This is a genomic window from Tepidibacter mesophilus (assembly GCF_002724055.1).
Classification (GTDB): Bacteria; Bacillota; Clostridia; order Peptostreptococcales; family Peptostreptococcaceae; genus Tepidibacter_A; species Tepidibacter_A mesophilus.
The window spans coordinates 97,262-120,527 of sequence record NZ_BDQY01000004.1 but is presented as its reverse complement, the minus strand read 5'-3'; the positions used below and the strand labels follow the sequence as shown (position 1 = coordinate 120,527).

General features: G+C 29.2%; 25 protein-coding genes and 1 riboswitch. Of the genes, 24 read left to right on the top strand and 1 reads right to left on the bottom strand.

Features of this window, described 5'->3' with window-relative positions; all coding sequences use genetic code 11:
• Positions 1–150 precede the first annotated feature (150 nt).
• The 5 genes from Tmeso_RS04650 (at position 151) to Tmeso_RS04630 (ending at position 5,084) form a co-directional block, all read left to right on the top strand.
• Positions 151–1,290 carry an acyl-CoA dehydrogenase gene (locus Tmeso_RS04650; RefSeq protein ID WP_099188776.1) on the top strand — a complete coding sequence of 380 codons (1,140 nt, stop codon included), beginning with the start codon at positions 151–153 and terminating at the stop codon, positions 1,288–1,290.
• Between the two features lie 13 nt (positions 1,291–1,303).
• A complete protein-coding gene (locus tag Tmeso_RS04645; protein ID WP_099188774.1) occupies positions 1,304–2,086 on the top strand; it encodes an electron transfer flavoprotein subunit beta/FixA family protein in 783 nt (260 codons plus the stop codon).
• A gap of 13 nt (positions 2,087–2,099) precedes the next feature.
• Positions 2,100–3,107 carry an electron transfer flavoprotein subunit alpha/FixB family protein gene (locus tag Tmeso_RS04640; protein WP_099188772.1) on the top strand — a complete coding sequence of 336 codons (1,008 nt, stop codon included), beginning with the start codon at positions 2,100–2,102 and terminating at the stop codon, positions 3,105–3,107.
• Between the two features lie 178 nt (positions 3,108–3,285).
• Entirely contained in the window at positions 3,286–4,287 is a 1,002-nt protein-coding gene (locus Tmeso_RS04635) for an aldo/keto reductase (RefSeq protein ID WP_099188770.1), read from the top strand.
• Between the two features lie 101 nt (positions 4,288–4,388).
• On the top strand, positions 4,389–5,084 hold the full coding sequence (locus Tmeso_RS04630; RefSeq protein WP_099188768.1) for a ZIP family metal transporter: 696 nt from the start codon (positions 4,389–4,391) through the stop codon (positions 5,082–5,084).
• A 97-nt stretch (positions 5,085–5,181) separates the two neighbouring features.
• Here Tmeso_RS04630 and Tmeso_RS04625 read toward each other — a convergent pair whose 3' ends face one another.
• Positions 5,182–5,595, bottom strand: coding sequence for a RusA family crossover junction endodeoxyribonuclease (locus Tmeso_RS04625; RefSeq protein ID WP_099188766.1), 414 nt, complete (start codon positions 5,593–5,595; stop codon positions 5,182–5,184).
• A 74-nt stretch (positions 5,596–5,669) separates the two neighbouring features.
• On the opposite strand from Tmeso_RS04625, the gene queG reads away from it, so the two are divergent.
• From queG to grdB, 19 genes are all read left to right on the top strand, one after another.
• On the top strand, positions 5,670–6,563 hold the full coding sequence (gene queG, locus Tmeso_RS04620) for a tRNA epoxyqueuosine(34) reductase QueG (RefSeq protein ID WP_099188763.1): 894 nt from the start codon (positions 5,670–5,672) through the stop codon (positions 6,561–6,563).
• Positions 6,564–6,708: 145 nt separating this feature from the next.
• On the top strand, positions 6,709–8,925 hold the full coding sequence (locus Tmeso_RS04615; RefSeq protein ID WP_099188761.1) for an ATP-binding protein: 2,217 nt from the start codon (positions 6,709–6,711) through the stop codon (positions 8,923–8,925).
• Between the two features lie 173 nt (positions 8,926–9,098).
• Complete coding sequence (locus Tmeso_RS04610; protein ID WP_242967868.1) at positions 9,099–9,395, top strand: DUF503 domain-containing protein; 297 nt, start codon at positions 9,099–9,101, stop codon at positions 9,393–9,395.
• Positions 9,396–9,404: 9 nt separating this feature from the next.
• Positions 9,405–10,031: an endonuclease III gene (gene nth, locus Tmeso_RS04605; RefSeq protein ID WP_099188757.1), complete on the top strand. Its 627-nt coding sequence runs from the start codon at positions 9,405–9,407 to the stop codon at positions 10,029–10,031.
• Positions 10,032–10,062: 31 nt separating this feature from the next.
• Entirely contained in the window at positions 10,063–11,523 is a 1,461-nt protein-coding gene (locus tag Tmeso_RS04600) for a VanW family protein (protein WP_099188755.1), read from the top strand.
• Positions 11,524–11,617: 94 nt separating this feature from the next.
• Complete coding sequence (locus Tmeso_RS04595; protein WP_187296223.1) at positions 11,618–12,451, top strand: DUF2225 domain-containing protein; 834 nt, start codon at positions 11,618–11,620, stop codon at positions 12,449–12,451.
• Complete coding sequence (gene cobU, locus Tmeso_RS04590) at positions 12,381–12,941, top strand: bifunctional adenosylcobinamide kinase/adenosylcobinamide-phosphate guanylyltransferase (protein WP_099188751.1); 561 nt, start codon at positions 12,381–12,383, stop codon at positions 12,939–12,941. The genes Tmeso_RS04595 and cobU overlap by 71 nt, the downstream gene beginning before the upstream one ends.
• 4 nt (positions 12,942–12,945) lie before the next feature.
• A complete protein-coding gene (gene cobS, locus Tmeso_RS04585; RefSeq protein WP_099188749.1) occupies positions 12,946–13,710 on the top strand; it encodes an adenosylcobinamide-GDP ribazoletransferase in 765 nt (254 codons plus the stop codon).
• On the top strand, positions 13,707–14,312 hold the full coding sequence (locus Tmeso_RS04580) for a histidine phosphatase family protein (RefSeq protein ID WP_099188747.1): 606 nt from the start codon (positions 13,707–13,709) through the stop codon (positions 14,310–14,312). The genes cobS and Tmeso_RS04580 overlap by 4 nt, the downstream gene beginning before the upstream one ends.
• Before the next feature lie 5 nt (positions 14,313–14,317).
• Positions 14,318–15,145, top strand: a complete 828-nt coding sequence (locus Tmeso_RS04575) for a Cof-type HAD-IIB family hydrolase (protein WP_099188745.1) — start codon at positions 14,318–14,320, stop codon at positions 15,143–15,145.
• Between the two features lie 8 nt (positions 15,146–15,153).
• Complete coding sequence (locus Tmeso_RS04570) at positions 15,154–16,317, top strand: DUF362 domain-containing protein (RefSeq protein ID WP_099188743.1); 1,164 nt, start codon at positions 15,154–15,156, stop codon at positions 16,315–16,317.
• An 84-nt stretch (positions 16,318–16,401) separates the two neighbouring features.
• On the top strand, positions 16,402–16,872 hold the full coding sequence (trmL, locus tag Tmeso_RS04565; protein ID WP_099188741.1) for a tRNA (uridine(34)/cytosine(34)/5-carboxymethylaminomethyluridine(34)-2'-O)-methyltransferase TrmL: 471 nt from the start codon (positions 16,402–16,404) through the stop codon (positions 16,870–16,872).
• 10 nt (positions 16,873–16,882) lie between these two features.
• On the top strand, positions 16,883–17,725 hold the full coding sequence (locus Tmeso_RS04560) for a DegV family protein (RefSeq protein ID WP_099188739.1): 843 nt from the start codon (positions 16,883–16,885) through the stop codon (positions 17,723–17,725).
• A 1-nt stretch (position 17,726) separates the two neighbouring features.
• A complete protein-coding gene (locus tag Tmeso_RS04555; RefSeq protein ID WP_099188737.1) occupies positions 17,727–18,566 on the top strand; it encodes a DegV family protein in 840 nt (279 codons plus the stop codon).
• Between the two features lie 206 nt (positions 18,567–18,772).
• A riboswitch (glycine riboswitch) is annotated at positions 18,773–18,874 on the top strand.
• Between the two features lie 107 nt (positions 18,875–18,981).
• Positions 18,982–19,362 carry a GrdX family protein gene (locus tag Tmeso_RS04550; RefSeq protein ID WP_099188735.1) on the top strand — a complete coding sequence of 127 codons (381 nt, stop codon included), beginning with the start codon at positions 18,982–18,984 and terminating at the stop codon, positions 19,360–19,362.
• A 160-nt stretch (positions 19,363–19,522) separates the two neighbouring features.
• Positions 19,523–19,840: a thioredoxin TrxA gene (gene trxA, locus Tmeso_RS04545; RefSeq protein WP_099188733.1), complete on the top strand. Its 318-nt coding sequence runs from the start codon at positions 19,523–19,525 to the stop codon at positions 19,838–19,840.
• Positions 19,841–19,906: 66 nt separating this feature from the next.
• Positions 19,907–21,193 (top strand): glycine/sarcosine/betaine reductase component B subunit, encoded by a 1,287-nt coding sequence (locus tag Tmeso_RS04540; protein WP_099188731.1) that lies wholly within the window; start codon positions 19,907–19,909, stop codon positions 21,191–21,193.
• Positions 21,194–21,208: 15 nt separating this feature from the next.
• The gene (gene grdA, locus Tmeso_RS04535; protein WP_099188729.1) at positions 21,209–21,685 is read left to right on the top strand and encodes a glycine/sarcosine/betaine reductase complex selenoprotein A; all 477 of its coding nucleotides are present in this window, start codon (positions 21,209–21,211) and stop codon (positions 21,683–21,685) included.
• 27 nt (positions 21,686–21,712) lie between these two features.
• Entirely contained in the window at positions 21,713–23,023 is a 1,311-nt protein-coding gene (grdB, locus tag Tmeso_RS04530; RefSeq protein ID WP_099188727.1) for a glycine reductase complex selenoprotein B, read from the top strand.
• Positions 23,024–23,266: the final 243 nt, after the last annotated feature.

Genomic DNA, 23,266 nt, shown 5'->3' with positions numbered 1-23,266 from the left:
AATGATTCTGTTATGATTCCGTAGGAGTGTGATTTGTAAAATACCATAAAAAAAAATATATATAATATGTTCTAAAATTAACCTCCTATAAATATATATTAATGTATCACTTTTAGGACAAGAATTATTTAATAAGGGGGATAAATAGTTATGAAATTTGATTTGTCAAAAGAACATAATATGTTGAAGCAAATGTATGAAGAATTTGCTAAGAATGAGGTCAAGCCTTTAGCAAGTGAAATAGATGAACAAGAGAGGTTCCCTATTGAAACTGTAGAAAAGATGAAAAAGGCAGGGTTTATGGGCATACCTTTTAGTAGTGAGTATGAAGGTGAAGGTGGAGATAATTTAGGCTATATATTAGCTGTTGAAGAATTATCTAAATATTGTGCAACAACAGGTGTTATATTATCTGCACATACATCTCTTTGTGCATCTCCTATAAATGAGTTTGGAACAAACGAGCAAAAAGAAAAATATTTGAAGCCTTTAGCAAATGGGGAAAAATTAGGGGCATTTGGACTTACAGAACCTAACGCTGGAACGGATGCATCATCGCAACAGACAACAGCTGTTCTTGATGGTGATTATTACATATTAAATGGTTCGAAAATATTTATAACAAATGCAGGATATGCAGATATTTATATAGTTATGGCTATGACAGACAAGTCAAAAGGAACTAAGGGAATAACTGCTTTCATAGTTGAAAAAGATACTCCAGGATTTAAGGTAGGACCTAAGGAAAAAAAATTAGGTATTAAAGGGTCATCTACTTGTGAACTTATATTTGAAAATTGCAAGATACCTAAAGAAAACATGTTAGGAAGAGAAGGTAAAGGTTTTGGAATAGCAATGAAGACTCTTGATGGAGGAAGAATAGGAATAGCAGCACAGGCTCTTGGAATAGCACAGGGTGCTCTTGATACTACTGTTAATTATGTTAAAGAAAGAAAGCAGTTTTCAAGACCAATAGCCAACTTCCAAAATACTCAATTTCAACTAGCTGATATGGGAACTAAAATAGAAGCAGCTAGAATGTTAGTGTATAAGGCTGCTTGGAACAAAGATATGGGGTTATCTTATTCTAAGGAAGCTGCCATGGCAAAGTTATATGCATCTGAAGTAGCGATGGATGTTACAACTAGATGTGTTCAATTACATGGAGGTTATGGATACACAAGAGAATACGATATAGAGAGAATGATGAGAGATGCTAAAATAACTGAAATATATGAAGGAACATCAGAAGTTCAGAAAATGGTAATAGCAGCTAATTTATTAAAATAAGGGGGAGAAATTTATGAATATAATAGTTTGTATTAAGCAAGTTCCAGATACTACTGAAGTTAAAATTAACCCTAAAACTGGTACATTAATCAGAGATGGAGTAAAGAGTATAATAAATCCGGATGATAAAAGTGGGCTTGAAACTGCTCTTAGAATAAAAGAAGAAATAGGGGCTAATATAACAGTTATATCTATGGGACCAAAACAGGCAGAATTAGCATTAAGAGAAGCAATTGCCATGGGTGCTGACAGAGGTATCCTATTAAGCGATAAGAAATTTGCAGGAGCTGACACTCTAGCAACATCATGCACTCTTGCTGGAGCTATTAAAAAGCTGGATTACGATATTATAATAACTGGGAGACAGGCTATAGATGGAGATACTGCTCAAGTTGGTGTCCAAATAGCAGAGCATCTAGATATACCATCTATTAGTTATGTTGAAGACTTAGATATCCATGATGACAGTATGATACTAAAAAGAATGTTTGAAGATAGATACTACAAAGTTAAGGTTAAAACTCCATGCTTAATAACTACTTTAAAAGAGATAAATAATCCTAGATATATGAGAATTAAAAGAATATATGAATGTTTTGATGAAAGTAAACTAGAAATGTGGACTTTAGATGATATAGATGTAGATGAAAAGAATATAGGTCTTAGTGGCTCACCTACAAAGGTTAAAAAATCATTTACAAAAGGAGCTAAAATAGCTGGAGTGAAACATGAAGCAACACCTAAAGAAGCTGCAAGTATTATATTAGATAAATTAAAAGAAAAATACATTATATAAAAGGGGTGGTATTGTGAATAATGTAAAAAATGAAGGTGTACTTGTATATATAGAACAAAGAGAATCTAAAATTCAAAATGTATCACTTGAACTTTTAGGAAAGGGAAGAGATCTTTCAGATAAATTAAATGTTAAATTAACTGCTGCTTTAATAGGAAATAATATTCAAAATGCAGAAGAATTAATACATCTAGGAGCTGACAAAGTGATAGTTGTAGATGATGAAAAGTTTGAATACTACATAACAAAGACTTATGCAAAGGCACTTACATCTATTATAAATACAGAAAATCCAGAAATAGTATTAATAGGAGCAACGTCAATAGGAAGAGATATAGCCCCTAGAGTATCTGCAAGAATAAAGACTGGACTTACAGCTGATTGTACATCACTAGATATTGATGAAGAAGATAAGAATCTGTTGATGACAAGACCAGCATTTGGGGGAAATATAATGGCTACAATAACATGTAGTGAACATAGGCCTCAAATGGCTACAGTAAGACCTGGAGTTATGAAAAAATTTATGAAGGACGAATCTAGGGAAGGTATAATAAAATACCATAGTATAGATATAACTGAAAATGATATGGATATTGAGGTACTAGAAGTGGTTAAAGAAGAGAGTAAAAAAATAAATATTGAAGATGCAAAGGTACTTATATCAGGAGGTCGTGGTATAGGTAATAAGGAAAATCTATCTATTTTAAATGAACTAGCTGATATATTAAAGGCAGAAGTATCTGGGTCACGTGCTGTAATAGATGAAGGATGGTTAGAAAAAGACAGGCAAGTAGGCCAAACAGGAAAGACCGTAAGACCAGATTTATACTTTGCATGTGGAATATCTGGTGCTATTCAGCATATAGCTGGTATGGAGGATTCAAATTTTATTATAGCTATTAACAAGAATGCGGAAGCTGCTATATTTGATGTAGCAGATTTAGGAATAGTATGTGATGTTAACAAAGTTATACCTTGTTTAATTGAAGAGATAAAATCTCACAAATTTAAAGCTTAGAATTAAGCAATCAACAAAAAAATGATGCAAATTGAAATGCTGATAAATTATCTAACATTTCAATTCGCGTCATTTTTTTATTTAAATACTTAAATCTTCTTTATAATTAAGAATGTTTTATTTTAACAAAAGACTCTGTTATAATTAATTAATAAGAAATTATAAGGGGGGCATATTTATGAGAAGACTTGGAAAAACAGACTTATATATAAAAAGAGTAGGATTTGGAGGGTTACCTATTCAAAGAGTATCTCAAGAAGATTGCGATAAAATAATATACGAGCTTATAAAGTATGATATAAACTTTATAGATACAGCAAGAGCATATACTGTAAGTGAAGAATATATAGGAAATAGTATAGAGAATAAAGATTATGAATTTATAATAGCTACAAAATCTATGAATAGAGACTATGAAGGGATGAAAAAAGATATAGATATAAGCAGAGCAAATTTAAAACGTGAAAAAATAGATCTATATCAAATGCACAATGTTAAAATGGAAGAATATGATTCTATATTTGAAGATAATATGGCGTATAAGGCTTTATTAGAAGCTAAAAAAGAAGGAAAAATAAAGTATATAGGAATAACTAGTCACAGTGTAGATGTTATAAAAAAGGCTATAGAAGATGAAAAATTTGATACAATACAAATACCTTACAATATAGTTGAAACTCAAGGAGAGGAAGTATTAAAGCTTGCAAATGATAAAAAAATAGGAACAATAATAATGAAGCCGCTTGCTGGTGGAGCATTGGATAATGCAAAGCTTGCACTTAAGTACATAATGTCAAAAGAATATATAGATGTTGTAATACCTGGGATGGATAAAGTTGAGCAAATAAAAGAAAATGTATCTATATTAGGGGATAAAATTGAATTGTCGGAAAAAGAAAAATCTTGTATAGATAGAATTAAAGAAGATTTAGGAAATAGTTTTTGTAGAAGATGCGAATATTGCATGCCTTGTGTTGAAAACATAAATATACCGCTTCAATTTTTATTAGAGGGATATTATACTAGATATAATTTAAAAGAGTGGTCTGTAAAGAGGTATGAAAGTCTAGATAAAAAAGCTTCTGATTGTATAGAGTGTGGACTTTGCGAACGAAAATGTCCGTATGATTTAAATATTAGAGCGATGCTGAAAAATGCAGCTAATGTATTAGGAAAATAAAATCTGCTAACAATTGAGATCAAAAGACCGTCATCTGAATGAAGTTTCGCCTTAAAGGGAAATATATATTGGATAATAATATATATGTAGAGGTGAGATAGGTGGGTGCTTTTATTGCTAGTTTGATAACTGGACTTTGTACTGGAGTTGGAGCAGTTCCTATATTATTTATAAAAGAATTAAATGAAAAAACTGAAGATATACTTCTTGGATTTGCAGCAGGGATAATGGTATTTGCTGGTGCTTATAGTCTTATATACCCGTGCATTGAACAAGGTCATATTATACAGGCTGTGGTTGGAATACTTTTGGGAGCTTTTTTGATGTATTATTTAGAGAAAAAGATACCAGAGGACAAGGTTGAGGGAAACGTCATGTTTGTTGTAGCTAATATAATACATAACATACCAGAAGGTTTTGTTATAGGAGCTGGATATGAGGCTCAAGGAAATAATACAGGAATATTATTTGCAATAGCTATAGCTATACAGAATATACCGGAGGGATTGATTATTGGTAACATACTTAAGAATACTGTACATTCAAAGTATAAAGCTATACTATATACATTTTTGATAGGTCTTGGAGAACCTTTAGCTGCTGGAATAGGAATTCTAACACTTCAATATATAAGGGGTTTGATACCTTTTTCTATGGCTTTTGCTGGAGGGTCTATACTTTATGTTGTATCTAATGAAATGATTCCTAAGTGTCATTGTAGAGGAAATGAAAAAAAGGCTACCTTTGGATTTATATCAGGGTTTGTAGTTATGATTATTTTAAAAGGAATAATATGATTTGTGTTTAATATCAAAATGAAGGATATTATAATATCCTTCATTTTTTAAGTTTGAATATATTTGATAATACGTATAAACAAATTATAAAAAGTTTTTACAATGAAGATTTCTTGTGTATAGTATAATCAATCTCATATTCCGATGCTTTGTAAAGTTCAATTTCAACTCTTGGATTTTCTTTGTCTATGAAGTCGAACAATAATACTGGTTTTAATTGTTTATCATTTTTTATTATCCCGCTTTTTTCTATCCCATCGCAAATACTCTTAGGATAATTGTGCAGATCACCCATTTTTTTATTAGGGAAATAAAATTTCAAAACTGTAATAACATCACCTTCAAGAGGCTCTATTTGATATTGTTGATTTATATGCCCTGCTATCATATTTTCATAAGCTACATATTTTGAATGTTTTCCCTGTTTTGGCATCCAAGATTGACCATGTACATTATGAAGTTTAAAGTTGGATTTACTTATAGGTCTTCCTGGTATAACAACTTTTATCATGAAATCACCTCTTTAAGTATTTTATAATGTCATATAACATATAGTCAAATTAATTATACGAAAGGAAAATTTATATGAAGCAAAATATAAAAAAATATTGTAAAGATTTGAATATAGATTATGTAGGGATTGCTGGAATAGGTCCATATTATGAATTAGAAAAAATATTAAAAAATAAAATCGACAAAGGATACTATACCGGAATGGAAGAAAAGGATATACAAAAAAGGATAAATCCAAGGATTACAATGGAAAATGTAGAGTCTATTATTGTTTGTTTATTTCCATATTTCTCGGGAAATGTAGAAAATACAAATATATCAAAATACACACATAATGTAGATTATCATATAGTGGTAAAAGAAAAGCTTGAGAAACTTTCAAAAATGATAAAAAAAGACATTGATGAATTTGAATATAAGATATTTGTAGATAATGGACCGTTAGTAGATAGATATTTAGCTCAAATATCTGGAGTTGGATATTTTGGTATAAATAATAATATAATAAATGATAAATATGGTTCATACGTGTTTATAGGATATATAATGAATAACATTAAATTAAAAGAGGATGATAAATTAGATAAAAAATGTATACAATGTGGTGAATGTATTAAAAAATGTCCTGGTGGGGCTATTCTTGGGAATTTTGATATGAATCCAAATAAGTGTTTATCATTTATAACTCAAAAAAAAGAAGAACTAACTGATGAAGAAAAAAAATTATTAAAAAATAATCCTACTGTTTTTGGTTGTGATATATGTCAAGATGTATGTCCTCACAATAAAAAAATAAACACTACTAAAATGAATGAATTTACTGAAAATTTAATTTACAATATAGATTATGAGAAAATAAATACTATATCAAATAAAGAATTTAAAAGAAGATACAAGGATAGAGCGTTTAGTTGGAGGGGAAGAAAAATTATACTTAGAAATTTAGAAATAATAAATAAAAAATAGTAGAGTCATATAATGCTTTTTATGAATAAAGTATTATATGACTTTTTTTCATAAATAGGAAATTCATAATATTTAATTATAAATTTTTTTCTAAACAAATAACGTATTAAAACATACTATGTATTAATACGGGAGGGGGTATAGTATGAAATACAAAACAACCGCTGATATTGAACCTTTAAAGGAAATGTTGGGTCAAGAAAAGGCTATAGAAGCTATGGAATTTGGTTTGAAAATAGATGATGTAGGATATAACTTATATATAAGTGGAGAAACTGGAACTGGAAGAACTTCATATGTATTAAAAAAATTAAAAGAACATACTAAAGATAATGTTAAGCAAAAGGATTGGTGTTATGTATATAACTTTGAAGAGCCAAGAGAACCAATAGCACTTGACTTTGAAATAGGTAAAGGTAAACTTTTTAAAAAAGATATGGAAAAATTTATAGATGATTTATATATAGAGCTTCAAAGAGCATTTGAAAGTGAAGAGTTCGAAATGGAAAAAAATAGAATACTGGATGATTATGAGATAAAAAAAGAAATGTATATAAAAAAGATGAAGGAATATGGAGAGGAAAGAGGATTCAAGTTAAAAAATACTAAATATGGAATGGTATTTGTTCCAAAGGATGAAGAAATGGATACAACATCAGAAGAATTTATTAAGCTAAAAAGAGAGATGGAAAATATAACAATAAAAGTCATATCGAAAATAAAAGAATTAGAGATGACTGCAAAAGAAAATTTATTAGAATTAGAAGAAAAAGTAGGAATTTATATAATAAAGCCACATATAGAATATATGACAGAGGAATATGGTGAAAATTATAAAGTCAAAAAATATTTGGCACATTTAAGTGATGATGTATTAGAAAATATGTATATATTCTATCTTGACGAAGAAGAACTTAAAAGTATAAATGAAAAAGAATACTTAATGAAATATAAGGTTAACTTATTTATAGACAATGTAGCAAATTCGAATGTAGATAAGGCTCCGATGGTACTAGAATTAAATCCAACATATTTAAATCTATTTGGTAAGGCAGAATATGAAAGTGTAAATGGAACTATAAAAACCGATTTTACAAAGCTGGTTCCAGGGGCGTTTCATAAGGCAAATGGAGGGTATCTAGTATTGTATGTAGACCAAATTTTAAGAAATCCTTATTGCTGGGAAATGATTAAAATATGTCTTCAAACCAAAAAAATAAAAATAGAGACTGTGACAGGTTTAAAGCCAGAGGCTATACCTCTTAATGTAAAAATAATATTAATAGGAAGTCAGTATCTATATAATGTACTTTATAGGTATGATGAAGATTTTAACAAATATTTTAAAGTAATGGTAGATTTCGATAGTGAAATGAATAAAAACAGTGATAATGAAATGGGTGTTGCAAAATTCATATCATCTTATTGTATAGATAATAAATTAAAACACTTCACATATGACGCAGTTCAAGTTGTATTAAAATATAGTTCAAGACTTGTTGAAAGTAACAAAAAATTATCTACTAGATTTAATAAAATATCTGAAATACTAATAGAGTCAAATGTATTTGCAAAAATGAGGAATTCAGAATTTGTAGATGATATTGATGTTAAAAAAGCTATACATGAAAAATGGAATAGAGTAAATAGAATAGAGAAAAAAATAGATAGTATGTATGAATCAAACCAGCTTCTTATAAGTGTTGATAAGGAAAAAGTAGGAGTTATAAATGGTTTATCTGTTCTTAATATGGGAGAGTATTCATTTGGAAGACCTGTGGTAATAAGTGTTACAACTAGTCCTGGAAATAAAGGTATAATAAATATAGAAAGAGAAGCTAAGCTTAGTGGAAAGATACATGACAAAGGTGTACTAATACTTAGTGGATATCTTCTTGAAAATTTCTCTAAAGAAACGCCAGTTTCTATTACAGCTAATATATGTTTTGAGCAAAGTTACAGTGGAGTAGATGGAGATAGTGCATCAGGTGCAGAATTGTATGCATTATTATCTTCTTTGAGCAAAGTTCCTTTAAAACAAAATATAGCTGTTACAGGATCTATAAATCAAAAAGGAGATGTTCAGGTAGTAGGAGGAGTTACTGAGAAAATAGAAGGATTTTATAGTATATGTAAACAAAAAGGTTTGAACGGAAAACAAGGAGTTATAATACCTAAGAATAATTTGGAGAATTTAGTTTTAAGAGATGAAGTGCAGAACAGTATAGATAAAGGTGAATTCTATATATATCCTATAACTAGAATAGAAGAAGCTATGGAAATATTAACAAATAAGTCTTTTTCTGAAATATATGATAAAATAATAGATAGACTAAATAAATTTTATGAAATATCAAGATAGCTTTAAGCTATCTTGATATTTAAATTTATAATGAATAGAAATTTATATAGTTTTAAATCTAGGGATAACATTAATTAAATATCTAAACTTGCAACTATTTTTAAGCAACAGAGACCGTTAGGGATTGTTGTCGACATGAGTCAGTATGTAGCTAATAGAGAAATTTTTTATAGATGGAAGTGATTAATATGGTGGTTGGAATTTGCGAAATAGAATGCATAATATTTGAATGTAATTCTTTAAAAGAAAAAAGACATGTGATAAAGAGTATAATACAAAGATTACAGTCGAGATTTAATATATCAATAGCTGAGGTAGGGGAAAATGATAAGTGGCAAAGAAGTATAATTGGATTTAGTGTTGTTTCTAACTCGAATAAACAGATAGAATCTGTAATAAGTTCAGTTATAAATTTTATTGACAACGATGAAAGGATTGAAATCATTTACATAAATACCGATAATTACTAGGAGGTAAAAATGCAAGTAGATAAAATATTAGATATACTAGAAAATGATTATCCAGATGCAGAGTGTGAACTGAATTATGAAACTGCATTTGAGCTTTTGGTTGCTACAATACTTTCAGCTCAATGTACAGATATTAGAGTTAATAAGGTTACAAAAGAGCTATTTAAGAAGTATAATAAGAGTGAGGAATTTGCTTTGTTAAAAGAGGAAGAATTACAAGAATTAATAAAAAGTTGTGGACTATATAAAAGTAAGTCAAAAAAAATAATAGATTCATCAAAAATGATAGTAAATGAATATAATGGTAATGTACCTGATGATTTAGAAAAACTCATTAAATTACCAGGTGTGGGCAGAAAAACAGCTAATGTTGTTTTGAGCAATGCATTTGATATTCCTGCCATGGCGGTTGATACTCATGTATTTAGAGTTAGCAATAGAATTGGACTTGTTGATTGCAAGACTCCTGAAGCGGTAGAAGTTGAATTAATGAGAATTATACCTAAACATAGATGGACAAAAGCTCATCATCTAATTATATTTCATGGAAGAAGGACATGTAAAGCTAGAAGCCCAGAATGCAATAATTGTTCTATAAGTAAATATTGTAGGTATTATAATCAATTTAATAGTTAAAATATAATTTGATATATGGGAGGAAATTTAATTGAAAAAGAATGTGATTTTAATTGTGGTATCTATTTTACTAGTATTTTTAGCAGGTATTATTTTATGGAGTTATTCTCTTAAAAATGATGATAAGATATATGAAAATGTATATATAAATGACGTTTATGTAGGGGGATTATCTAAAGAAGAAGCTAATAGTTTATTGAATTCTAATTATAATAAAAAATCTATAAAGCTTATATATAATGATAAAGCCTTTGATTTGAATCTTGATAATATAGGATTAGATTTTAAAACTGAAGAAGCTGTTAATCTAGCGTATGAAGTTGGAAGAAACAAAAACTTTATATATAATATAAAAACTGTGATAGGTCTTAGAAATAATCACAAAATGACTATAACTCTTAAAATAGAGTATGATGATCAAAAATTAGATGATAGTTTAACTAAAATATCAAATCAAATAGATAAAGAACCACAAAATGCAAAGATAAATATAAAAAATAAGGCTATAAATATAACTCCAGAAATTAATGGGTATACAATAGAAAAGGAAAAACTAAAAGAAACGATAATTAATAATATAGAAAATAATAATTATTCAGATATAACTATGCAGGGAAAAGCAATACATGCGCATATAACTAAGGAATATTTATCTAAAATAGATACATTATTAGGAGAATTTTCAACAAAATTTAATTCTAGCAATTATAACAGAAGTTACAATGTTAAGCTTGTAACTGAAAAGGTTAACGGTATTATATTAAATCCTGGGGAAGAGTTTTCATTTAATAATACTACAGGCAAACGAGGTTTATCACAAGGTTTTAAGATGGCACCGGTTATAGTTCAAGGACAATTACAAGAAGGTGTAGCGGGCGGGGTATGTCAAGTATCGTCAACACTATATAATGCAGCACTTTATTCTGGAATAACTATAACAGATAGAAGAAATCATACGATACCATCATCTTATGTATCTAAAGGAAGAGATGCAACTTTAGCATTTGGAAGTATAGATTTTAAATTTAAGAATTATTATAAAAATCCTATATATATAGAAAACGTAGTTGTTTCAAATAATATAATTTCAAGAATTTACGGGAATGCAAGTGATAGAAATAATATAGATGTAACTACTAATATTACAGAGACAATACCAAGAGAAGTTGAAGTTAAAGAAGATCCTAATTTGGCATTAGGAAAAGAGAGAGTAGAAGATAAAGGAAGGGATGGATATAAAGTTGACACATATAGACTTTACTATGAAAATGGGAAAGTAGTTAAAAAAGAACTTATATCTAAAAGTTACTACCCTGCTAGAAAAAAAGTTGTGTATAAAGGAACAAAGAAGATAAGTCAGACTAATAATAAGCAGGATACAAAAAAGGTAGATTCTATTCCGACTAATAATACAAATAAACAGACAGATAATACAAATAAACAGACAGACAAAAAAACAGATGAAAGCCTAGATAACTTGATGTTTGAATAAAACAGGACTTTATAATTAAACATACTTTGACGATATAGACTATAGGTCATACTAAAATAGGCCTATAGTCTATTTTCAGAAGAGGTGGAATGCATTGGATAAAGAATTGTATGATAAAAAAGTGAAGTGCCCTATATGTAAAAATGAATTTACTACAAAAAAAATAAAAACTTCTGCTCTTAGAATAGATAAAAGAGACACCGATTTGTATGTTCATTATAAGACTGTGAATCCATATTTATATTCGGTATGGGTATGCCCTAAATGTGGGTATGCAGCTATGGAGGGCAAATATAATATTATAAAAAAGTACCAGCATAATATAATAACAGAAAATATAACAAATCTTTGGAATCCAAGAGATTATGGGAAAAAAAGAAATATAGATGAAGCTATACAAACTCATAAATTAGCTATATATGAAGGAAATTTACTTAATTGGGAGAAATCTTATATAGGAGGATTATCTCTTAGGTTAACTTGGTTATATAGATTAAAAGGAGACAAAGGGCTTGAAATTAAATTTCAAAAATATGCACTGACTATATTTACAGATTGTTTTTCAAAAGAAATCTTTCCTATGGCTGGCATGGATTCTGTATCTATGGCGTATTTGATAGGGGAATTGAATAGAAGGTTTCAAAACTACGAAGAGTCTATAAAGTGGTTTCAAACAGCTTTAAAAGATCCTAATATAAAAAGAAAAAGGCTTATAGAAAATATGGTTAGAAACCAATGGTTTATAGCTATAGAGGAACATAAAAAATTAAAACAACTAGCTGCTAAGAGTGAAGAAAATAATGAAGAAAGTAACGATATTGAAGAAAATGAAAAAGAACAGAAGGGGAGAATAAAGATTGAGCAAAATAGTAATGGTGACAGGGGGAGCAAGATCGGGAAAAAGCTCTTTTTCAGAGGAGCTTTGTAAAGATGTATCAGAAAAAGTAGCTTATATAGCTACTTCTACAGCTTTTGATGAGGGGATGAAAGATAGAATAAAGAAACATAGAAAGTCAAGACCACAACATTGGAAGACATATGAAGCATACAAGGATATATATAAGTTAATTGGGGATATAAAAAAGAATCATGATACTGTTTTATTGGATTGTGTAACATTACTTGTAAACAACCTGATGTTTGATTTTGATATTAACTGGGATAAAATATCAAGAGAAAAAATTGATGATATAGAATATTATATAAATGAACAAATTATAAAATTAATAGAGTCAATAAAGAATACAGATTTATATTTTGTATTTGTGACAAACGAGTTAGGTATGGGCATAGTTCCTGAGAATAGACTATCTAGAATATACAGAGATATAGCTGGAAGAATTAATCAAAAAATAGCTACATTAAGTGATGAAGTATATTTAGTGGTAAGTTCTATACCAGTAAAGATTAAGGGGTAATAATATGAATAGATTTTTAGGTATATTAACATTTTTGACTAGGATACCTGTGAATGCTAATATAGAATTTGATGAGAATTTTAATAAGGGCATGATATATTTTCCTACTGTTGGATTAATACTAGGAATATTATATTGTTTATTCACATATAGTACAGCTAATTTATTTGATGCTTATATAGGAAGCGTAATATTTGTACTTTGTGGAGTAGTGTTAACTGGGGGACTTCACTTAGATGGTGTAGGAGATACATTTGACGGGATTTATAGTTATAGAGATAAAGAAAAAATACTTGAAATTATGAAAGACTCAAGGCTTGGAACCAATGCACTTTTAGCTATATTATTTGTTGTAATTTTAAAAATAGGTTTTGTATATAAGTCTCTAAATTTAAATATATATTATATAACGATATTGATGCCTATATATGGAAGGCTTTCTATAGTATTTGCATCTTATAAGAATAAAAGTCCTAGAAAAAATGGCATGGGAAATGTATTTATAGGTAAGGTAAATAAAAAACAAATAGCTATATGCTGTACTTTTACTATATTATATATAATTTTATTGAATATATTTTTTGATTTTGGTTTAAAGCTATTGATTTATAATATAATGTTTATAATTATATTGTGGATATTAATTAGATTTTATACTAAATATATAACTAACATAATAGGTGGAATAACAGGAGATATATTGGGTTGTATTTGTGAAATTACAGAGGTGATATATTTGCTGTTTATTTGTTTGGGGGTATATATATGATAAAATTTATATTCATAAGGCATGGCTTGACGCTAGATAATGAGAGTATGAGGCTTTCTGGTTTTATAGACAGTAAGCTAAGTGATATAGGAAAAAATCAAGCTAAGCAAACTAGTATAAGGCTAAAAAATGAAAAAATAGACTTGATATATTCAAGCCCTTTGAAGAGAGCTATGAATACTGCTAGAGAAATATCTAGAATAAAGAATATAAGTATAAATGTTTGTGATGAATTTAAAGAAATGAACTTTGGAGATTTCGAAGGATTAACATTTCAAGAGATAGAGTCTAACTATAAAGAAGAATATGAAAGATTAAAAAATGAATCTTTTGAATATAGTTTTCCAAATGGAGAAAATATGATAGGATTTCACGATAGGATATCAAATAAAATTGACGATATAATCAAGAATAATGATGGTAAAACTGTACTAATAGTATCTCATGCTGGAGTTATAAGGGCTTGCTTATCTCACCTTATAAGTAAAGATCATACATATCATTGGAATTTCAAAATAGACAATTGTAGTATGACTATAGTCGAAGTTGTTGATGATTTTTCTGTCATACACAATTTAAACAATACTGAACATTTGAGGTGATAAAAATGAAATATAAATTAATAGTAACAGATATGGATGGAACTCTTTTAAGTAACCATAAAGAAATTCCTAAAGAAAATAAGGAAGCTTTAAAGAAAGCAAAGGAAATGGGAGTTAAAGTAGCAATAGCTACTGGAAGGATATATACATCTGCTAGATATTATGCGAACTTACTAGAACTAGATGCTCCTATAATAGCGTGTAATGGAGCTATTATAAGAGAGGAAAAGACTAATAACACATTATATGAAAATACTATGGATGAAGGTGATTGTAAGATAGTCGCAGATATATGTGAGAAATTCGGGATATACTATCATTTTTATAATGATAGTGGATTTTATTGTAAAGAATTAAAATATTCATCTCTTCAATATTCTAAGTGGAATGAGAGTCAAACAAAAGAAAATAAATTGAACATACAAATAATGGATGATCCTATAAAATACATACAAAATACAGATAATATATTAAAGTTTGTAATAATTGATGATGATTTAGAAAAATTGAATAAAGTAAAAAGTGAACTTGAAAAGATAGATAATGTAGAGGTTAGCAAATCATGGCATAATAATATAGAGGTTATGAATAAAGGGGTAAGCAAAGGGGAAGCCGTAAAAAAATTGGCAGAGCATTTTGGAGTAAAGCAAAATGAAATAATAACATTCGGAGATAATTTCAATGATTTAAGTATGATAGAATACGCTGGAATGGGAGTTGCTATGGGGAATTCCGAAGATAAGGTAAAAGAAAAAGCCAACTTCATAACTGATTCTAATGATCAAAGTGGAGTAGCTAAAGCATTAAATAAATTATTAAATATAGAATATTAAAAAAGGTTGTGAATGTATTGGATAAAGAAATTGTATCTATAATTGGGTGTAGAGAATATGATTACAATTTAGTAAAAAAATCAATAGAACAATCCTTTGAAAATTTGGGTGGAATAGATAAATATATAGATAAAAATGATACGGTTTTACTAAAACTAAACCTTTTAATGAAAAAAAAACCAGAAGATGCAACTACTACACATCCTATATTTGCAAAAGCATTAGCACAAACAATTATAGATTATGGTGCTAATGTTATTATAGGGGATAGTCCGGGTGGACCTTTTAATACAAATTTATTAAAAGGTGTATACAAGGCATGTGGAATAGAAGCAATAGCAAATGATACAGGAGCTAAACTGAATTATAATACAAATTCAGTAGAAATTAAAAATGACAAAGGTTTAATATTAAAAAAAATAACTGCTATTGAGGTATTAAATGAAGTAGATAAGGTTATATCAGTTTCTAAGCTAAAGACACATGGCATGATGATGTTTACAGGAGCAGTTAAAAATATGTTTGGTGTGGTTGCAGGACTTGAAAAAGCAGAATATCACGTTAGAATGCCGGAAAATATTGATTTTTCAAATGCTTTGGTAGATATATGCATGGCGTCTAAACCTGTATTATCTTTTATGGATGGGATAGTAGGTATGCAGGGAGAGGGGCCAAGTGCTGGAGAGGCAAGGGATATAGGGGTGGTTATATCTTCTTCAAGCCCATATCATTTAGATGTAGTTGCAACTAATATTATTGGATTAAAACCTATTAAAGTACCTACTATTCAAAGGTGTGTAGAAAGAAATTTATGTTCTGGAACTTTTGAAGATATAAAATTAAAAGGAGATAATATAGAAACTTTTATAATAGATGATTTTGTAATCCCTGAGATAAGAAGCCTAGACTTGTTAGATGGAAAAATACCAAAGTTTTTAAGAGAAATACTAAATGGACTTTTACAGCCAAGACCTATATTTATACACGAGAAATGTATAGGATGTAGAGATTGTGCAAACAATTGTCCACCTAAGGTTATAGATATGGTAGATAAAAGACCTGTAGTGAATTTGAATGAATGTATAAGATGTTTTTGCTGTCAAGAATTATGTCCTGTGGAAGCTATTGAAATAAAAAGACCTTTATTAATGAAACTGTTAGCAAAGCTATAAAGTTGTTTTAAAGAAAAAATTAATATATAATTATATGGAAATTTATAAATATTAATACATAAGATTGAGAATAGGAGAATGTTTATGTCGATAAATATAGTTTTAGTAGAACCTGAAATACCTCAAAATACAGGAAATATAATAAGAACATGTGCTGCAACTGGAGCTAGACTACATTTAGTAAGGCCTCTTGGCTTTTCTATGGATAATAAGTATCTAAAAAGAGCAGGACTAGATTATTGGGATTTAGCAGATGTTCAATATTATGACAATCTTGATGAACTTAAAGAAAAAAATAAAAATGCCAAGTTTTTTTATTCTACAACAAAAACAAATCAAAATCATAGTGATGTAAAGTACGAAAAAGGTTGTTTTATAGTATTTGGAAAAGAGACGAAAGGTCTTCCGGTGGGATTACTTAATGATAATAAAGAAACATGTATAAGAGTACCAATGAGAGATATAGAAAGAGCTAGATCGTTGAACTTATCTAATTCTGTTGCTATAGTTGCTTATGAAGCATTAAGACAAATTGGTTATCCAGACATGAGATAAGGGGGGGAACATGGTAAAAATAGTTACAGATAGTGTATCTGATTTACCTAAAGAATACATTGAAAAATACGATATAAAAGTTATGAATCTAAATATCATATTTGGAGAAAAAACATACAAAGATAGAGTTGATATAAGCCCTAATGAAGTATTTAAAAGAATTGAAAATAATAATGAATTTCCTAAAACTAGTCAGGTGACTCCGTTTGAATTTATAGAGACGTTTGATGATTTAACCAAGAATTCGGATGAGGTGTTAGCTATTTTAATGTCTTCTAAAATGAGTGGAACATATAATTCTGCTATTATTGCTAAAAATGAACTTGAAGATAGAAAAATAGAAGTTATAGATTCTAAAGGAATAACATTAGGATATGGTTTAATGGTAATAGAAGCTGCTAAAATGGCTGAACAAGGAAAATCAGTTGATGAAATAAAGAAAAGAATGCACTCTATGATAGATAACATGGAGTATCTAATAGTATTTGATACATTAGAATATGCATATAAGGGAGGAAGAATAAGCAAAAGCCAGTATGTAATATCTAATTTTTTAAATATAAAGTCTATAGTTACTATGCAAAATGGAGAATTGATAGTGAAAGATAAAGTTAGAGGAAGAAAGAAAGTTATAAAGTGGCTAACTGATTATATAAAAAGTAATAATATAGATATTAATGATAAGGTTATAGGACTTAATCATGTAAATGATTATGAGTACCTGGAGAAATTAAAAACTGAAATAACTAATGAATTCAATCCAAATGAAATAGTAATTTCAGATGTTGGTTGCACGGTAGCAGCGTATTCCGGTCTAAGTGCTATAGCTATTTATTTTGAAAAGGAGGCGTAATATGAGTATAAAAATAGTAACAGATAGTTTGTCAGATTTACCTAAAAATTTGATAAAAGAATTCGACATTGAAGTGCTTCCTCTTATGGTTATATTTGAAGATGCAGAATATAGAGATGGTATAGATTTGACTAGTGAGGAATTCTATAAAAAGCTTAGAGCCAGCTCATCAATTCCTAAAACAAGCCAAATTACACCTGCTAAGTTTAAAGAGGTTTTTGAAAAATACTTAAATACACATAAAGATATAATTTATATATCAGGATCTTCTAGAGCAACTGGTACATACCAATCATCTATTATAGCTAAAGATCTACTTGAGAGTGAGAATATATACATATTTGACACTATGGCTTTATCATTTGGGTGTGGTATCATAGTTTTAAAAGCAGCTCAGATGGCTAAAGATGGAAATTCTGTTGAAGAAATTTTATTAGAACTGGAGAACATGAGAAATAATGTAGATCATATATTTACAGTTGATACATTGGAATATCTTCAAAAAGGTGGAAGAATTTCCTCTACTAAGGCAGCTATAGGAACTATATTAAATATAAAGCCTATACTTACGGTTGAAGAAGGTCTTGTTTCTCAACTTGATCAAGTTAGAGGTAAGAAAAAAGTAATATCTAAAATGATTGAAATAGTTAAAAAAAGGAGCAATGATATACAAAATCAAATTATTGGTGTAAGTCATGCTGACAATGAAGAATTATTAAATGAATTTAAAAAAGTTATAAAAGAAGAACTAAACCCTAAAGATATAATAGTTACAAATATAGGATCGGCTATAGGAACACATGCAGGTCCTGGAACGATAGCCATATTTTATATGAAATAATATAATTAAGACTCTCAGATTTCTGAGAGTCTTTTTAAAATTTAAATATAATAATTGTTAAAAAAGTTTTTGTTAAACAAAAAAGAATAAATGTAGTTATAAAATGTCGAAATATTGTTAAAAAAAAATCGAAATATCTATTGATAAACTTATAAGTTTTATTTATAATGTATTTAAGAGATATAAAAAAAATAAATAGTTACTGGAAGAAGAATAGGGGAGAGAGCGAAATGCCGCCGAAGGGACAAGTTTTATTTTAACCTAAAAAATAAAATGAAATTCTCAGGCAAAAGGACCTTGTTTGGACAGGACTCTGGACTGAACAGAGAAGTGATTTCTAGGATATCACTTCTCTTTTTTTACTTTATCAATACAGAAAATTCTGAAATATACTTTGCGGAGGAGACGATATTATATGAAGATAATTACTAATAATTCATTAGTAGTGCAAAAATTTGATGGTATATATGAAGTAGAGTATATAAAAGGAGATTTTTTAAAAATACTTACCATTTGTAGGGATTATATACATAATAAATATAAATTATTGACACATCCATTAGCTGGAAGTATAAAGCCTAATGAGACACCATATAAAACGATAATGATAGATGATACAGAAAAATTAGATGCTGACTCTCTTTTACTTATTGAAAAAGCTATAGAAACTACTAAAAAATTCCAAAATAATTTCAAAACACCATTGTGGTCAGATGCAGTATTAGAAGATTTTAGGGTTATAGATTTTGATTTAATAAGAAATGTGGTAGAAACAGTAAATTATTATGTTAAGTAAAAATTAATATTTACAGAATGGACAAATTAGAATTTTTATAAAATAATGACAAAAAAATAACGAAGATATTAATTGAAATAATCTAGTTGCTTATATTAGCAAAAATTTGCTAATTAAGAAATATATATTATATGCAAAAATTTGAAAGGGAGGTAGATTAATGTTATCACTTGATAAAAACATCTTTGAAACAGAAGTTTTGGAAGCGCAAGGATATGTTTTAGTAGACTTTTGGAGTGAAGGATGCGAGCCCTGTAAAGCTTTAATGCCAGATATTGAAGAATTATCTAAGGAGTATGCTGATAAAATCAAATTTTGCAAGTTAGATACAACGAAAGCTAGAAGACTTGCTATAAAGCAAAAGGTTTTAGGTCTTCCAACGATAGCCTTATACAAAGATGGTCAAAAAATAGAAGAAGTTACAAAAGATGATGCTAATAAAGAAAATGTAGAGAATATGATTAAGAAGTACTTGTAAGGGTTTTAAAGACTAAAATTAAATAAATTTGATTTTAGTCTTTTAAATAAAAAGGGAGGTGACATTATGCGTCTAGAATTAGGAAATATCTTTATTAAGGATGTAAAATTTGACAATGAAACTAAGGTTGAAGGTGGAATATTATACGTAAATAAAGATGAGATGATTAAGGAAATTGGAGCCGACGAGCATATAAAGTCAATTGAAATTGAGATTGCTCGTCCGGGGGAAAGTGTAAGAATAACTCCAGTTAAAGACGTTATAGAACCAAGAGTTAAGGTTGAAGGTCCAGGAGGAATATTCCCTGGAGTATTGTCAAAGGTAGATACTGTAGGAAGTGGAAAAACTCATGTACTTAAAGGAGCTGCTATTGTTACTACTGGTAAGATAGTAGGTTTTCAAGAAGGTATAGTTGATATGTCTGGTCCAGGAGCTGAATATACTCCTTTTTCTAAATTATTAAATATAGTAATTACAGCTGAGCCAGTAGATGGATTAAAGCAACATGAACATGAAAAAGCTGTTCGTATGGTTGGATTTAAAGCTGCAGCATACTTAGGAGAAGCTGGTAGAAATGTTGAACCAGACGAAACTAAAGTCTATGAAACTGAATCATTACTTGAATCAGTTCAAAAATATCCAGACCTTCCAAAGGTAGGATATGTATATATGCTTCAAACGCAAGGATTACTTCATGATACATATGTATATGGAGTTGATGCAAAAAAAATAGTTCCAACTATACTATATCCAACAGAAATAATGGATGGAGCAATAGTAAGTGGAAACTGTGTATCTGCTTGTGATAAGAACCCTACTTATGTACATGTTAATAACTCTATAGTAAATGATTTATATGAAAAGCATGGAAAAGAAATAAATTTTGTAGGTATTATCATAACAAATGAAAATGTTTACCTTGCTGATAAAGAGAGATCTTCAAATTGGACTGCTAAGTTATGTAAATATTTAGGCTTAGATGGTGCAATAGTTTCTCAAGAAGGATTTGGAAATCCTGATACAGATCTTATAATGAACTGTAAAAAAATTGAAGGTCAAGGGGTAAAAACTGTTATTGTAACAGATGAATACGCAGGAAGAGATGGAGCATCTCAATCACTAGCAGATGCAGATTCTAAAGCGGATGCAGTTGTTACAGGAGGAAATGCTAATGAAGTTATAGTTTTACCTCCAATGGATAAAGTTATAGGACATGTAGAATTTGTAGATACAATAGCTGGTGGATTTGATGGAAGTTTAAGAAAAGATGGAAGTATAGAAGTTGAAATTCAAGCTATAACAGGTGCTACAAATGAAACAGGATTTGGATATTTAACTACTAAAGGATACTAAGAGAGGATGAATATAATGGGATTTTATGATGATAAAAAAGTTATCATAATTGGTGATAGAGATGGTATACCAGGCCCTGCTATGGAAGAGTGTTTAAAGGGGACTGGAGCTGAGGTTGTATTTTCATCAACAGAGTGTTTTGTCTGAACTGCTGCAGGAGCGATGGATCTTGAGAATCAACAACGAGTTAAGGATTTAACTGAAAAGCATGGAGCTGAAAACGTTGTTGTTCTTTTAGGTGCCGCTGAAGCTGAAGCTGCTGGTCTAGCAGCTGAGACAGTAACTGCAGGAGATCCAACTTTTGCAGGACCACTTGCAGGTATAGAGCTTGGACTTAGAGTATATCACGCTGTAGAAAATAAATTTAAAGGTGAAGTAGATGAATCTGTATACGAGGATCAAATCGGTATGATGGAAATGGTTCTTGAAGTAGATGAGATAATAGAAGAAATGAAAAATATAAGAGAAGAATTCTGTAAGTTTAATGATTAGTAAAAAACCTGAGAGGGGTGAGAGTTAATGGAAAAAATAAAAGTAGTTCATTATATTAATCAGTTTTTTGCAGGAATCGGAGGAGAGGAAAAGGCAGATATCAAGCCTTTAATTATGGAGGAAATGCCTCCTATTAGTAAAAATCTAGATAAACTTTTAGGAGAAGAAGCGGATGTTGTAGCAACTATTGTTTGTGGAGATTCATATTTCAATGAAAATTTAGAATCTGCAAAAGCAGAAGTTATGGATATGATAAAGGGATTTAATCCTGACTTATTTATAGCTGGACCAGCTTTTAATGCAGGAAGATATGGAGTAGCAGCTGGAACTATTACTAAAGAAGTAAAAGATCAGCTTAACATTCCTGTACTTACTGGAATGTATCCTGAAAATCCAGGATCAGATATGTTTAAAAAAGAACTTTACATAGTTGAAACAAGTAACTCAGCTGCGGGCATGAGAAAGGCTCTTCCAAGTGTTGCTAAGTTCGCATTAAAGCTTGCAAAAAAAGAAAATATAGGTTCACCTAAAGATGAAGGATATATTGAAAGAGGAGTTAGAGTAAACTATTTCTCTGATGTTAGAGGGTCTTTAAGAGCTGTAGATATGATGATTAAAAAACTGAAAGGTGAGGAATATATAACTGAGTATCCTATGCCTGATTTTGATAGAGTAGATCCAAATTCAGCAGTAAAAGACTTAGCGAAGTGCAAAATTGCAGTTGTAACTTCAGGTGGAATAGTCCCAAAGGGAAATCCAGATAGAATAGAATCATCTTCAGCATCAAAATATGGTAAATATGATATATCTGAATTTGATAATTTAACTGAAGAAACTCATGAGACTGCTCATGGAGGATATGATCCAGTTTATGCAAATTTAGATGCGGATAGAGTACTACCTGTAGATGTTTTAAGAGACTTGGAAAAAGAAGGAGTTATAGGAGAACTTCACAGATACTTCTATACTACAGTTGGAAATGGTACATCTGTTGCTAATTCTAAGAAATATGCTAATGAATTTTCTAAAGAATTGGTTGCAGACGGTGTAGATGCAGTTATATTAACCTCTACATGAGGTACTTGTACTCGTTGCGGTGCAACGATGGTAAAAGAAATAGAAAGAGCAGGAATACCTGTTGTTCATATTTGTACAGTAGTACCTATCTCTTTAACGGTTGGAGCAAATAGAATAGTACCAGCTATAGCAATACCTCATCCTTTAGGAAACCCAGCTTTAGAAGCTAAGGATGAAAAATCACTTAGAAGAAAATTAGTTGAAAAATGTTTAAAAGCTTTAACTACAGAAGTTTCTGAGCAAACTGTATTTGAAGATTAAAAGCATGAAAAAACTGGGCATGTATATATGTGTCCGGTTTTTCGCATTATATAATATATTTATACTTAACAAATGTTTAAATATATTATATAATGTTTATGACTAACTTAATTAGTGAAATATTAACTAATTAACCAATATATATTAAAGAATTTTAAATTGAATAAAATTAATATTAATTGAAATAATAATTCAAATGGAACCATTAATATATCTTGAGTGAGATAGATTTAAAAAATTATA